This window comes from Candidatus Obscuribacterales bacterium (genome assembly GCA_019744775.1).
Taxonomy (GTDB): domain Bacteria; phylum Cyanobacteriota; class Vampirovibrionia; order Obscuribacterales; family Obscuribacteraceae; genus SBAT01.
On the sequence record JAIETZ010000006.1, the window covers coordinates 169,132 to 181,771 of the forward strand.

Below are 12,640 nucleotides of genomic sequence, written 5' to 3' on the forward strand. Positions count from 1 at the left end.
ACGTCTTTTTGATCTCGCAAACATTTCTAAGGGGTACTGCTAATGCAGAATATTAAAGAGCGCAATGCAAAAGGTAGCACTTTGGCTATCGCAGCCGCTTGCTTCATGATTATTGTCTTTATAGGCATAGGATTTGCCTATATTTCTATGGCAGTCGGCAGCAAGAAGCAAACAGAACACGCCGTGCAAAATGGCTCACTAAGCCTTATGAATGCAGTCTGTAAAATTTCCGTACCCTATAGCTCTCTCACTGCCAAGCAGCAAGAAATTGTTCATGGTGCATTCGCCGGCAAACCACCTGAAGGAATCGATCTAATTAACTACAACCAGATCATTGGTTATGCCATGAGACAGTCTCAAAACGCCATTAATGGTGCCGGTGGCGAGAATGGCCAGCAGTACAAAGAAGCTCAAGTAATTATTGACGCTATTCAAAACGACTCAGACAGCATTAGTCAGCGACTTATTGCAGAAATCAACAAGAAGATCAATGATCCATCTTTCGTTGAAAGCAATTTTTCCTCTGTAGCTAATGCCAATCCGTCCGGCTTGTACGCATTCTTTGGCGGTGGCAATAAAATTCAATTGAGAAGCTGCACGCCTGTCTATGTAAATCAATACGGCTCAAGTACCGTCCCAATTTCCAACGTATCTGTGGACTTGAACAGTTCAGCTTACGACGACTTAGCGCAGTGGGCGCAAGGTGGTCCGGATACGTCAAAGACAAATCCAGACAACAAGCAACCCTTCACCTTTGTATCGGGCTACACTGCAATTGAGCCAAACATCGTGGCTGGCTCGGGCACAGGCGCCGCTACACCATACAGAACCTTCTATGCCATCAGCATCAATCCTAATGAGCCCGTACACTTAGTAGCTGCTTCCGAAGTCACAACTCCTGCTTCGAAGGTTTCAAAAGTCGCCGGCGGTAAGATGCCACCATTCAACGGCTTAAATTTAATAGCCGATGTCCAGGGCTCCGGCTCCAACGCAAATTACCAAACATCAGTATTTGTGGTTGCCGGTGGACAAACCTCCAGCGAAACTCCCATGCTGCCACCATCAGTACCTGGAGGCTATATCACAGTAAAAAACGCCGCACCCTTAAATTTTCCCAGCATCATAGAGATAGTAGACATCCAGGAAGCTCCGGAAGCCAACGAGCTTATGACCGGCGTTTACATTACCGGCACTACTGCTCCCTTTGGATATCCACTATTCTCAACAGATCAAAAAACCCTGCAAGCTTGGGCTAAATACAACTATTTGCGTTTGAATAATAAGTCGGCAACCAAGCCGGCGACAAATGCTGATCAGCCAATCTTTAATATAGGAGGGGCAATTGCCTCGAATGAGGAGCTGGAAGCAATTCGCTACGTCAACACTAAGGATGAAATCCTCGGTGTCGGCGTTGGTCCAAATCCCACACCAACTACAATTTGCTCGGAATGTTTCTGGAATAACTTTGAAGGTAAATTGGCAAAGAAAGCCTGCCAAGACTTGAAGACCTCTTTTACGATGGCATACGGTGTGCCGAAAATATTGAGTTCCTTTAGCCCACAAAACATAACTTCTGCAGAAGCAGCTAAAGGAGCCTACCTGGCAGCCTATCAATATGCGACCAAGAATTTGGCCGAATATGATTTTGCAAAACAAAAGACAACCACCTCATCAACCATATTCATAAACGTTCGCAAAGGCGCCGGTTATGGTGGTGTTGCCGGCGATCCCGGTGAAGATCAGTGGATAACAACCACCACAACAACCGAGTCTTGGAACAAAACCGGTACCGCTCTCACATTAGCGGCAACCAAAAATATAGGGGAATGCATAAACAATATCGGCAAAACTCCTGACAGTGACTTTTATGTCGGCATATCAGGATTACAGAAATTCCCGCACGATAAAATGCTCTATGCTTCAGGCACAAACGGCTCAGGAGATTTTCTCTCCTTCATGTCCACAGTCGCAAAAGCACCAACAAATCCCGCTGAAGTTAAAAGTATTAAGGTCGGACTAGACGGCACAATTTTAGACTACATAAGCGAAGTTTCGGTTAACCACACTCCAGGCGTTGCGGCAAATGCGCCAATAATGTTAACGACCGAGGGCACGGTAGTAAAAAGAAAGGTTGCAGGACCTCTTGCTGAATTGCTTAAACCTGTGACAACGAGCTATCCGTTTGCCACTATCACCCAGTACGCTAATGGCACAGCTAAGGTAACTCCTGGAAAAGCCCTGCAGACAAGAGAAAAGTTTGCAGCGGAACTAAAAAAACAAATGACCATTAAGACCGGAAAAATTGGTTCCCTAATGCAAGCCATGCACCAAATTGTGCCTAACAAAGATCCGGAAATCTTTGGTGGTGAGGTCTATGACATTCTTACCGGGCAGACGATTGGTCTAGGCCAGACGATGTATATTTACGCGGATCAAAACAACAAAGATTCGCAGGGACAACCAAAGTTGATCCTGACCAAGACACCACCAGGCAACAATGCTAATCAAATTCCAAACGGAAAAATAGTAACGTTCCGCAATAGCTACGCTGTTATGGGAAAAACCGTCAACCCGAAAAAGGAAATGGCCATCGTTGATTCACTCTTTACAAAATTGACCAAGCTCTCCGGAGCAAGCAAGCTGAGAGGCGTTGACGAAATCACCTGGACGCCCAATACAGGCACCAACAATTACCTGGGAGAGTTAAGCTTCTCTAGTGGCTTGACTGGAATGTCCACTACAGACTTTAATATGCTACTCAGGATGATTTCACAGACGACCACAAAGAACGTCGTCAGTATCCCCAACTAATAAATCCTGTCCGGAGGACTAGTTGTGAATCGAAAAACAAATTGGTTTGCAGTTCTGGCATCGTTGTGTCTTGTGCATTCATTTTTTGGGATCGATGTATGTCATGCCCAACCTAATGCACCTACCAAGCCTAATGCAACTTCCAAGATTGATACAACCCAACCACAACGGAAAGAGCCACAAGGAAGAAAACCAACAAAACCTGGTGAATTCTATAAGCGCTCAACAACAGCGTTTAAGTCCAATGATCTGGTCCAAATACCTAACCTGCGCGAAGTCCCCCAATATACGGGATCCAATGTGGTATTTGGCTGGGGCGAGGAATATCCAAACGCCAGTGGCGGCAAGGTAATTGCCTATACTTTTTCCACTTCCGATTTGCAGAACACTGTCATCCAGTGGTATCAACAATATCTAACTCGGATTGGCTGGACTATAGAAGCAAAACCCGCAGAGTATACGGACGATACAGGGGCCATTTCGGCACACAAAGGACGCAGCGTATGCCAAATCTCCACAGAGCCGGACGATGACAACCGCATCCAAGTGCGCGTGCACTATCATGATGCGCCCAACTGACTTCTAAAACAACATAGCTAGAGTAACGAAAAATTTGCTAAGCAATGCAAATAAAGACTAATTCCAGGGATTAGTTTAAGCTCTGATGGGTAAAACCCTTTCAGGCTAATTGCAAAGCGAGGCACGCATATGTCGGTCCAGGAGCGTCTTGAATCATCTCTTGATAGTTCTAGTCCCTATTTGAACCGAGAGTTGTCGCTCCTTGCCTTCCAACAAAGAGTCTTGGAAGAGGCTCAGGACAAGTCTAATCCGCTTCTTGAGCGATTTAAATTCCTATCCATAGTCGGCTCCAACCTGGAAGAGTTTTTCATGGTGCGTGTTGCCGGTCTTAAGAGGCAACTGCAAACAAGCAACATCGCTACAGCAAAAGATGGCATGACTGTCGGCGAACAACTACAAGCAATTCGAGAAGCTGTTGTAAAACTAGTTGCCAGCGCCAATTACCTTCTCAAGAATGAACTTCTGCCGGCGTTAAACGAAGCAGGCATCGACATACTAACCTATAAGGACCTCACACCCAAGCAACGTGAGCAAGCCGACTCATTTTTCAATGACGTGGTATTTCCAGTATTAACGCCTCTGGCATTCGACCCTGGGCACCCATTTCCACACATTTCAAATCTGAGCTTCAATATGGCAGTGCTCATCAAAGACAGCAACGATAACGACAAATTTGCTCGTATCAAAATCCCCGAGAAACTGACCCAATTGATACCACTTCAAGCGACCGATCCGACAAGGCAATCTTTCATCTGGCTAGATGATGTCATTAGCGGCAATCTTGATGACTTATTTCCAGGTATGACAGTTGTCGAATCCCATCCGTTTGCTTTAGCACGAGATGCTGCCATGGAAATTCAGGAGTGGGAAGCAGAAGATTTACTGGAACTCACAGAGGAAGGCATCCGCCAACGCGAGTTTGGTGATGTAGTGAGACTAACAGTACAGCGAAATACACCTGCGCCAATTATCGAAATTCTCACCACCAATCTCGAAATCGGCACCGAAGACGTCTATGCAATTGAGACGCGTGGTCCATTGAGTTCACTCAAGCACGTCTTCGCAATAGATCGTCCGGACCTCAAAGATCCGCCCTTTGTGCCAAACATTCCGGCAATCATCAATCCGGATTTACAGGAAGAAGATATCTTTTCTGCCATCCGTCGCCAGGACATCCTCTTACACCACCCCTATGATTCATTTATGCCGGTCGTCAATTTCTTCAACGCGGCAGCGCAAGATCCCAATGTTTTAGCGATAAAAACGACTCTCTACCGTGTCGGCAAAAATTCGCCAATAGTACAAGCGCTTTTGGAAGCCAGCACACGCGGCAAGGAAGTAGCTGCTCTTGTTGAATTAAAAGCAAGATTCGACGAAGAAAACAACGTTGAATGGGCAAGAGCTCTTGAACGTGAAGGCGTGCACGTGGTCTATGGATTGCCAGGGCTAAAAGTCCACTCCAAAGTCACTTTGGTGGTCAGACAAGAAGGCAACACAATTAGACGCTACATGCATTTAAGCACCGGCAACTACAATGCCGTAACTGCGCATCTCTACACAGACATTGGACTTCTCACCTGCAACGAAGAGATTGGCTCGGACGTTACTGACTTGTTCAACTATTTGACTGGTTATTCCGCCAAGCAAGATTTCCGCAAGTTACTTGTTGCACCGATTAACTTAAGCGAAAAACTAACGGAGCTAATCCGTCGAGAAATAGAATTGCACAAGCAAAACGGCAACGGCCGTCTCATCTTTAAAATGAATTCCCTTGTTGAACCTCCGATGATTGATCTTCTCTATGAAGCATCGCGAGCAGGAGTAAAAATAGACTTGATCGTAAGAGGCATTTGTTGCTTGCTGCCAGGCGTTGCCGGCATTAGCGAGAACATCAATGTCACAAGCATTGTTGGTCGATTTTTAGAGCATAGTCGCATTTACTATTTTGGAAACGGTGGCAAAGAAGAGATATACCTAGGCAGCGCCGACCTGATGCCACGCAATCTGCATCGCCGCGTAGAAGTAGTATTTCCAATTCTCGACGAACGCATACTAAGACACTTGAAAGACGACATCCTCAAGACATTCCTAGCTGATTGCATGAATGCGCAAATAATGACTCCACACGGGAATTACACCCACAAACACACAGAGCACGGTCCTAACTGTATCAATTGCCAGCAAGTATTTATGTCAACAAAGAACTCAAACACGCCGTAATTCGACTTAGTTTGCTCCGGATTCTGAGCGAATGTCTTTTACGTCACCCTGTTGCTTGATGATATCGCGACGTTGATCACCAAGCTTGGGCAGCATTTCTCGCTCGTACTGCAATTGCTGCTGCTCCAACTTTTGCTCCAGAGCCTGGCGCTCTTGTGTAAGCTGCCGCTTTTCCTGTTGCTTCATTTGTCGCAGCAAAGTAGGCGCGTTCTGTGCTCCATCAGTGCCAGTAGTCCATTTTGGACCCACGACATTACCAGGCTCAAGCACACTTTTGCCGGCACCTTCTATAGACTTAATTAGCTGGTTGTTCTCATTCAACACATTCTCAGCAGTTACTTTTTGCTCTGGTTTGAGCTGACCGGAATTTTGCTGACGTTCTTTGGCAATTTGGCTCGAGAGATCATCCAATGTCTGTCTCAACTTATTTGCTCTGGACTGATCTATCCAACCTTCCTCCAAAGCATGCTTTATGCGCTTGTGTTGATGTTCTATGCGCTCATCCACATTACCGGAAGTCGGATTAACATTGTCTTGGCATAAAGCCGGCATTGCCAACCCAGCAGCAATCACGAGGCTCAAACAATAGCTATTGAAGAAATTCATGGTTAGTCTCCTACGTCATTGAATAAATAGTCTTCCGGTTCCAATTTATCCTTGCTTTCAGATTCCTTCGCTTTAAATCTCACAGAGGAACGTAACCTGGTTAGAGCAATTTCGAAATTCTTTCGCACAGAAGCATTGTCAAAATTACGCGAAGCATTCTTAGGATTTAGGTATATCGCTTGTTCAAAATCACTAACACTCGAGTCATTTCGACCTAATTTCGTGTTTACTATAGCTCGCAAGAAATAAGCTCTCGCATCATCCGGTGAATAATTCACAGCCTTATCCAAATCAGCAATCGCCAAATCATAATTGCCCAATTTCAAAAAGCACTTGCCTCGCAGCACATAATTTTGCGCATCCGTTGCATCCAAACCCACAGCCGTCGCCAACTTCTTTAACGCTTGATCGTATTCCTTAGCTTTCATCAATTCGACGGCTTCGTCCCTGGCTGGATTGCCATAGGACAAGGCGCCTGGGATAGCCCCAGCAAGGCTAAATACAATAATCGCTGCCGCAGCCAACTCTTTCATAGCCAATGCCTCTGTAAGCCTAAGTCAACTTACCAACCCAGATCAGTTTCCAAACTGCGTATGAAGTTAAACGTTACGACCCTTAAGATACGGAAATGCAATCGTCCGATGTCAAATCTGGCAAATCTGCTGCCCGTGATAAATAATATGGACGTAGATTGGATTCAACTGCGTGGGAGCAACTGCATGAAAACTAAAATCGTGGCAATGGCTTGTCTGCTTACAGCCTGCCTGACGTCACAAGTCCGACCAACAGCCATAGTCCTAGCAAATCCGACAGCAGTAAAAATAGATAGAGCTGCCCCTGTCAAAGAAATAAAAACAATTGATGACTTATCACGCTGGATGAACTATTACTATTTGCACCCACAGCCGGAGTTGATGATCACCGCAGTTGACTATATTCAAAAAAACAAGCTTGCTAGACCTGATGCAAGAAATTCACTAATCGCATTTTTTAGTCAGCTAATAGCCCAGAACCCGCAACGTTTAGCTGCGTGGACAGAACATTTCAAGTCGATGGACGACAATATGAAGGGAGTTCTCTGGACAGCAATGTGGCAAGCCGACACTCCTGAATCAAAAAAGCAACTGGCTGTATTAACCAAAAGTCTAAATCCGGAAATGCAAAAAGCCACAAGCAAACTTCCCGCTGCAATAGCCATTGAAAAAATGCCAATCGACGGACCCGCTGTTTTAGACAGACTCTGGTCGTGCTTCTGCGCAACAGGCGATGACCGCTATGTAAAGCGAATAATTGAAGTCCTGCCACCACCCAATACAAATGGCTCCGCAAAAGTCACTGGATCGGTGGCAAGCGACATGATGAGAGCAGGCGCTGCAAAATGGTCTTTAACAAGCAACGCACACAAACACAAGAAAGTGATGGTCATTTGCATGCAGGCTAGACAGCAAACATCTAATCCTATCCTCAAAAAAGAATTGTCTGCAGTAATAGAGAAGGCACAGAAATAATATGGAACGAAGAGATTGGAATCAACGATATATCGATGATGACACACCATGGGACAGTGGTCTTCCATCAGAAGAATTGAAAGCCATTCTCGCTGCGGGATTGATCAAACCTTGCCGAGTGTTTGAAGTTGGCTGCGGAACAGGCACCAATGCTATCTTTCTAGCACAAGCAGGATTTGATGTTACCGCCGTAGATCTTTCCGAAGTCGCAATCAATCGCGCCAAAGAAAAGGCAGCAGCAGCCGGTGTCAAAGTCAATTTCTTAGTGGCAGATGTCACTGCTCTACCAGCAGAAGTCGGCTCCGAATTCCCATTTGTTTTCGATCGCGGAACATATCACATTGTTCGCGACGTAAATCTCAAAGCCTTGCAGTCGACTCTTGCAAAACTAGTTGCACCCGGTGGCTATTATCTTGTCCTTGCCGGCAATGCAAATGAAGATGCTCCACCAGACAAAGGACCGCCACGCGTAAAAGCTAGTGACGTATGTGCAGAATTAGAAGGCAACGCCTTCGATCTCGTCCGCCTCAAAGAAAGTCATTTCACCGGCGTGAAAATCAACGGCGAAAATTTTTCACCACTTGCATGGTCAGGAATATTCCGAAGGCGGCATGAAGAACGCTAATCGCGAAACAGTCATTCTTTCAACCAGTCGACCATTTTCGGATTTATGTAGTAGTGATCTCGACCAGATTTGACCGATTGCAGTAGATTAATGTCCGCAAGCTTTCTAAGATACTTCGATGCTGCTTCTCTTTTGGCAATACCAGCTTCCTCCAGAAAGCTGATTCGACAATAAGGCAGTTTAAATAAGACTTCCACCGAGTCTTTCGAGTAAATTTTGGGCAGCTTATCTCGAACTTCTTCTTGCGTCTCATTCAACAGATTAATCAGTCCCCTAATTTTGCGAATTGCTGAATCTGTCGTAGACTCTACACCTTGAAGCAGCCGTTGATTCAGACATATTTAAAGCTAGCTTCTCAAGAATATGTCGACAAGATCCACATGTCGTCAAAATATGTCTACAAAATCGATTTTTGACGACATATTTAAAAGCTTCTTGACGTCAACCGTTTGCAGCGCCATTGACAAGATTGTTCAAATTGCTTAAAATGTATAAAGTATACATAGTGCTTAAATCGATCAATACCGAGACTTTGCATGAAAACCGTGACCGCAACTGAACTAAAAACCAAAACAGGGGAAACTCTTGATGCCGCCCAAAGAGAACCAGTGTCTATAGAGAAGAATGGGCGTCCTATCGCGGTAATCATTCCTCAGGCTGACTACGAACGGCTCACGCAACTAGAAAACGACTATTGGCTTGCGCGCGTTGAAGCAGCCGAAAAGAGCGGTTACATCGGAGCTAAAGCAACCACCAATTTTTTCAAAGACATGCTGAAGCATAATGCTAAAGCCTGATCTGACTAATGATGCAATGCGCTTTCTCAAAAAGCGCGATAGCAAGCAGTTTTTGCAAATTTTCCAAGCCATCACAAACCTGTGTGATGACCCACGCCCCCATGATTCCATTTCGATGGGAAACGGTACCCACTTTAGAAAAGATGTGGGAGAGTTTCGAGTGATTTATCGTTTTGACAAAAAGACAATGTACATAACAGTCGTCGGCAATCGCAACGACAGCGCTGCCTATCAAGAATTTGATCGTAAGAAGTAGAAACGGAAGAGAGCCAGTTATTCACTGGCTCTCTTCATAACTCCTGGCACCGGGCTATTTTTCCAGGCGGTCTCCCACCAAGTATTGTCGCTGCTGACCGTCTTTACCGCTCCCACCAATCTTTGGACAAGCCCTCGGGCACATCAGTAACGCTCAGCTACATACCGCCTTGATGCGGTACTTCCACCTGCGTCCTATTATCCAGTGGTCTACTGGGGGCCGCCCAGCGTTTACCGCTGGCACGATAACTGGCATGCTGGCGGTTCGTCCGTCCTGATCCTCTCGTACTAGCGCAGCTGGCTCGCCAGAGCCTACGGAGCGCTAATGACGATGCGAAGTCGCTTGCGACGCAGCAACCGGCGAAGCCGGTTCCTCTCAAAAATCCTACGGGCATGCCGGATATGGACCGAACCACGCTTTGACAATACACCTTATATGGTGTATTGTTTATCAATGACTGGCAAAGATTTGCTCAAATTGTTGAAGAAACATGGCTTTGTATTAAAGCGAGTAAGTGGCAGCCATCATATTTTGGACAATGGGAAAATGAAAATCATCGTACCGGTCCATGGCAATCGAGATCTGCCAATCGGCTTGCTAAAGAGCATCCTAAAACAAGCGGGGCTAAAATGATTTATTACTGCAAGGCTTATCGTGATGAAGATTGTTATTCTGTAGAGTTCCCAGATATCACAGGAACATCCACTTACGGAAAGACATTGGAAGAGGCACTAGCAATGGCCAAGGATGCTCTCAATTTAATGCTTGCTGCCATGGTAGATGATGGAGAGCCTCTTCCAAAATCCAAGAGTCGTAAGGCTGCTGGCTATTACCCGGTTGAGGTCAAACCTTCAATTTTAGCTGCTGCGGAAATTCGCCAAGCACGCAAAGCGGCAGGACTCACTCAAAAAGAAATGGCCAATCGATTGAATGTCGCCTATCAGGTTTATCAAAAACTCGAAGATCCAGATCGATCCAATCCAACTATTAAGACATTGACACAAGTCGCACGTTGCCTTGGACACGACCTAAAACTTGCCATTTAAACAGCAAGGACATTTGGATCTTAATCTAGAAATTAGAGCTTGATTCCTAGTTCGCTCTCAACACGATCTAGTGCATTTGTCTCGACTAGAATGCCTTGCCTCTCATAACGTTTTCTTGTTTTTGACCAACGCAATATCACATACTTGGCTGAGAAGTACTTGCCTGCTAGGCTTGTCACCTTAGCATTGCCTTGGCAAAGAATTTCCAGATGATCCAACTTCGCACATTTGCTGACTGTCTTTAGCTATGTCTCAACATATTCGCAAATAGCAACCGGTTGGGGAATTACTAAGCCATCCTCTTTCAGTCCGTTCAAGTGGAAACGAATTGCCTCGCGAATTTCCCTTTCAACTTCTTCCTTAGTCGCACCGGTGGCAATGCACCCAGGCAAATCTGGAACATAGGCGGAAAAATTATTAACACTCTTTTCAATGACTACTGCATATTTCATTCTTGTTGTTCACCCTTTAGCTGCGCTTGCTTGAGAATACTATTGAGGGTACCTGGAGCAAGATCATGTGAAGGTTTTCCTGCCACCGTTACTCGACCCGGCTTGGTCGGATGCTTAAATTGACGATGACTGCCACGAGTTGCGACCAAATACCATCCGTCTTTCTCTAACATTTTAATGACTTCACTGACCTTCATTGTTCATGGCATCCAAAACTAGTATTGCACGCAGGCCATTATCGCGGATGAATCAACAAAAGAGAGCCAGTTGTTCACTGGCTCTCTTCATAACTCCTGGCAGCGGGCTATTTTTCCAGGCGGTCTCCCACCAAGTATTGTCGCTGCTGACCGTCTTTACCGCTCCCACCAATCTTTGGACAAGCCCTCGGGCACATTAGTAACGCTCAGCTACATACCGCCTTGATGCGGTACTTCCACCTGCGTCCTATTAACCAGTGGGCTACTGAGGGCTACCCAGCGTTTACCGTTGGCACGATAACTGGCATACTGGCGGTTCGTCCGTCCTGGTCGTCTCGTACTAGCGCAGCTGGCTCGCATGAGCCTGCGGAGCGCCACAAGCAAGCGATCCGACGACCCGGTGGGTCGTCGGATCGCTTGCGACGCAGCAACCGGCGCAGCCGGTTGCTCTCAAAAATCCTACGGGCATACCGAGAGATGACAAGCGATATCACAATACAAGTTATTAATTGTAGTCAGTTACCGCCTCGTCGACTTGACAAGACGGTAACTACAACGGTAAACTTGTATAATGATACCGAACTTCGACGAGAATGGAAATTTGCCTCCAGGGCAACATCTAGCTACTTTGGAGGAAATAGAACAATACTTTGCCTACAACAGCAGCCGGAAAATTCTTTTCAGTGGACTAAGCTTGCTTGTTGAGGAACTTACAAAAGCCGGATGCACACGTCTTTATTTAGACGGCAGCTTTATCACTGACAAGGAAATACCCAATGATTATGATGCCTGCTGGGAAACTGACAAAGTACAGCCGACCATTGATCCTATTCTCCTGAATCCTTTCAAACAACTGACCGAAATTAAGAACAAATACAAAGGAGACATTTTTCCGCGAATTCCAGAATTGCAAGTTGGCATCGATCATCTAAGGATTTTTCAACTCGATATCAACGTGAACATCAAAGGCATAATAGTTATTGAACTTGGGTGAAGATAGTGATCAAGAACGAAAGACAATTCAAAACCACCACGTCTCTAATCAATCAATTGCATGATTCGTTGGCTGAGTTAAATCAAATGCCTTTAGCTGCGGGAAAAGCTTGGCTTCGGGACGCTCAGGAACAGGCTCTGCAAGCACAAATTGCGCAACTTGAAGAACAAGTTGAAACATATTTGGCTATCAAAACTCACAAGAAAAAGCCGGCTAGTCTCAAAATGGTCCAAGAGCTACCAACGCTCCTTATTCAGTGGCGTATTTATAATGGGCTTACCCAACAGCAATTGGCCGATAAGTTAGGCTGGCACTATCAGCAATTACAGGACTACGAGAAATCTGATTATGCCACTGCAACCTGGCAAACGATCACCAAGGTTGCCGAAGCGCTCAGTCATAGAGCGTTGTAACAGAACAAATAACGGAAGAGAGCCAGTTATTCACTGGCTCTCTTCATAACTCCTGGCACCGGGCTATTTTTCCAGGCGGTCTCCCACCAAGTATTGTCGCTGCTGACCGTCTTTACCGCTCCCACCAATCTTTGGA

General features: G+C 45.7%; 16 protein-coding genes. 11 read left to right on the forward strand and 5 right to left on the reverse strand.

The window, feature by feature from the left end; translation table 11 throughout:
- The first annotated feature begins 42 nt into the window (after positions 1 to 42).
- The 3 genes from K2Y22_13870 (at position 43) to ppk1 (ending at position 5,610) form a co-directional block, all read left to right on the forward strand.
- Positions 43 to 2,811 (forward strand): hypothetical protein, encoded by a 2,769-nt coding sequence (locus K2Y22_13870; GenBank protein ID MBX9879544.1) that lies wholly within the window; start codon positions 43 to 45, stop codon positions 2,809 to 2,811.
- Between the two features lie 24 nt (positions 2,812 to 2,835).
- Positions 2,836 to 3,390, forward strand: coding sequence for a hypothetical protein (locus K2Y22_13875; GenBank protein ID MBX9879545.1), 555 nt, complete (start codon positions 2,836 to 2,838; stop codon positions 3,388 to 3,390).
- A 129-nt stretch (positions 3,391 to 3,519) separates the two neighbouring features.
- Positions 3,520 to 5,610 (forward strand): polyphosphate kinase 1, encoded by a 2,091-nt coding sequence (gene ppk1 / locus K2Y22_13880; GenBank protein MBX9879546.1) that lies wholly within the window; start codon positions 3,520 to 3,522, stop codon positions 5,608 to 5,610.
- A 6-nt stretch (positions 5,611 to 5,616) separates the two neighbouring features.
- On the opposite strand, the gene K2Y22_13885 is transcribed toward ppk1, so the two are convergent.
- Both K2Y22_13885 and K2Y22_13890 read right to left on the reverse strand, forming a co-directional pair.
- On the reverse strand, positions 5,617 to 6,216 hold the full coding sequence (locus tag K2Y22_13885) for a hypothetical protein (protein ID MBX9879547.1): 600 nt from the start codon (positions 6,214 to 6,216) through the stop codon (positions 5,617 to 5,619).
- Positions 6,217 to 6,218: 2 nt separating this feature from the next.
- Positions 6,219 to 6,749, reverse strand: a complete 531-nt coding sequence (locus K2Y22_13890; protein MBX9879548.1) for a tetratricopeptide repeat protein — start codon at positions 6,747 to 6,749, stop codon at positions 6,219 to 6,221.
- A 186-nt stretch (positions 6,750 to 6,935) separates the two neighbouring features.
- Here K2Y22_13890 and K2Y22_13895 point away from each other — a divergent pair, with 186 nt between their 5' ends.
- Together K2Y22_13895 and K2Y22_13900 are read left to right on the forward strand one after the other, a co-directional pair.
- Positions 6,936 to 7,724, forward strand: coding sequence for a hypothetical protein (locus K2Y22_13895; GenBank protein ID MBX9879549.1), 789 nt, complete (start codon positions 6,936 to 6,938; stop codon positions 7,722 to 7,724).
- Between the two features lies 1 nt (position 7,725).
- Positions 7,726 to 8,349, forward strand: a complete 624-nt coding sequence (locus K2Y22_13900) for a methyltransferase domain-containing protein (GenBank protein ID MBX9879550.1) — start codon at positions 7,726 to 7,728, stop codon at positions 8,347 to 8,349.
- An 11-nt stretch (positions 8,350 to 8,360) separates the two neighbouring features.
- Here K2Y22_13900 and K2Y22_13905 read toward each other — a convergent pair whose 3' ends face one another.
- Complete coding sequence (locus K2Y22_13905; protein ID MBX9879551.1) at positions 8,361 to 8,606, reverse strand: hypothetical protein; 246 nt, start codon at positions 8,604 to 8,606, stop codon at positions 8,361 to 8,363.
- Between the two features lie 279 nt (positions 8,607 to 8,885).
- Between K2Y22_13905 and K2Y22_13910 the strand changes: the two genes are divergently transcribed.
- From K2Y22_13910 to K2Y22_13925, 4 genes are all read left to right on the forward strand, one after another.
- Complete coding sequence (locus tag K2Y22_13910) at positions 8,886 to 9,146, forward strand: type II toxin-antitoxin system Phd/YefM family antitoxin (protein MBX9879552.1); 261 nt, start codon at positions 8,886 to 8,888, stop codon at positions 9,144 to 9,146.
- Positions 9,133 to 9,402 carry a hypothetical protein gene (locus K2Y22_13915; protein ID MBX9879553.1) on the forward strand — a complete coding sequence of 90 codons (270 nt, stop codon included), beginning with the start codon at positions 9,133 to 9,135 and terminating at the stop codon, positions 9,400 to 9,402. The genes K2Y22_13910 and K2Y22_13915 overlap by 14 nt, the downstream gene beginning before the upstream one ends.
- Positions 9,403 to 9,837: 435 nt before the next feature.
- On the forward strand, positions 9,838 to 10,035 hold the full coding sequence (locus K2Y22_13920) for a type II toxin-antitoxin system HicA family toxin (protein ID MBX9879554.1): 198 nt from the start codon (positions 9,838 to 9,840) through the stop codon (positions 10,033 to 10,035).
- Positions 10,032 to 10,448, forward strand: a complete 417-nt coding sequence (locus tag K2Y22_13925) for a type II toxin-antitoxin system HicB family antitoxin (protein ID MBX9879555.1) — start codon at positions 10,032 to 10,034, stop codon at positions 10,446 to 10,448. The genes K2Y22_13920 and K2Y22_13925 overlap by 4 nt, the downstream gene beginning before the upstream one ends.
- Before the next feature lie 245 nt (positions 10,449 to 10,693).
- Here the strand turns inward: K2Y22_13925 and K2Y22_13930 are convergent, their stop codons facing one another.
- Together K2Y22_13930 and K2Y22_13935 are read right to left on the reverse strand one after the other, a co-directional pair.
- Positions 10,694 to 10,900 carry a type II toxin-antitoxin system HicB family antitoxin gene (locus K2Y22_13930; GenBank protein ID MBX9879556.1) on the reverse strand — a complete coding sequence of 69 codons (207 nt, stop codon included), beginning with the start codon at positions 10,898 to 10,900 and terminating at the stop codon, positions 10,694 to 10,696.
- Positions 10,897 to 11,097: a type II toxin-antitoxin system HicA family toxin gene (locus K2Y22_13935; protein ID MBX9879557.1), complete on the reverse strand. Its 201-nt coding sequence runs from the start codon at positions 11,095 to 11,097 to the stop codon at positions 10,897 to 10,899. Before K2Y22_13935 ends, K2Y22_13930 begins: the two co-directional genes overlap by 4 nt.
- A gap of 571 nt (positions 11,098 to 11,668) precedes the next feature.
- Here K2Y22_13935 and K2Y22_13940 point away from each other — a divergent pair.
- Entirely contained in the window at positions 11,669 to 12,091 is a 423-nt protein-coding gene (locus K2Y22_13940; protein MBX9879558.1) for a hypothetical protein, read from the forward strand.
- Between the two features lie 5 nt (positions 12,092 to 12,096).
- Complete coding sequence (locus K2Y22_13945; protein MBX9879559.1) at positions 12,097 to 12,504, forward strand: helix-turn-helix domain-containing protein; 408 nt, start codon at positions 12,097 to 12,099, stop codon at positions 12,502 to 12,504.
- Positions 12,505 to 12,640: the final 136 nt, after the last annotated feature.

Excerpts from the sequence above, each read along its gene's own strand:
- K2Y22_13920 (MBX9879554.1), top strand. The coding sequence starts at position 9,838 with ATGGTGTATTGTTTATCAATGACTGGCAAAGATTTGCTCAAATTGTTG.
- K2Y22_13940 (MBX9879558.1), top strand. The coding sequence starts at position 11,669 with ATGATACCGAACTTCGACGAGAATGGAAATTTGCCTCCAGGGCAACAT.
- K2Y22_13910 (MBX9879552.1), top strand. The coding sequence starts at position 8,886 with ATGAAAACCGTGACCGCAACTGAACTAAAAACCAAAACAGGGGAAACT.
- K2Y22_13895 (MBX9879549.1), top strand. The coding sequence starts at position 6,936 with ATGAAAACTAAAATCGTGGCAATGGCTTGTCTGCTTACAGCCTGCCTG.
- K2Y22_13890 (MBX9879548.1), bottom strand. The coding sequence starts at position 6,749 with ATGAAAGAGTTGGCTGCGGCAGCGATTATTGTATTTAGCCTTGCTGGG.
- K2Y22_13935 (MBX9879557.1), bottom strand. The coding sequence starts at position 11,097 with ATGAAGGTCAGTGAAGTCATTAAAATGTTAGAGAAAGACGGATGGTAT.
- K2Y22_13870 (MBX9879544.1), top strand. The coding sequence starts at position 43 with ATGCAGAATATTAAAGAGCGCAATGCAAAAGGTAGCACTTTGGCTATC.
- K2Y22_13925 (MBX9879555.1), top strand. The coding sequence starts at position 10,032 with ATGATTTATTACTGCAAGGCTTATCGTGATGAAGATTGTTATTCTGTA.
- ppk1 (MBX9879546.1), top strand. The coding sequence starts at position 3,520 with ATGTCGGTCCAGGAGCGTCTTGAATCATCTCTTGATAGTTCTAGTCCC.
- K2Y22_13930 (MBX9879556.1), bottom strand. The coding sequence starts at position 10,900 with ATGAAATATGCAGTAGTCATTGAAAAGAGTGTTAATAATTTTTCCGCC.
- K2Y22_13885 (MBX9879547.1), bottom strand. The coding sequence starts at position 6,216 with ATGAATTTCTTCAATAGCTATTGTTTGAGCCTCGTGATTGCTGCTGGG.
- K2Y22_13915 (MBX9879553.1), top strand. The coding sequence starts at position 9,133 with ATGCTAAAGCCTGATCTGACTAATGATGCAATGCGCTTTCTCAAAAAG.
- K2Y22_13900 (MBX9879550.1), top strand. The coding sequence starts at position 7,726 with ATGGAACGAAGAGATTGGAATCAACGATATATCGATGATGACACACCA.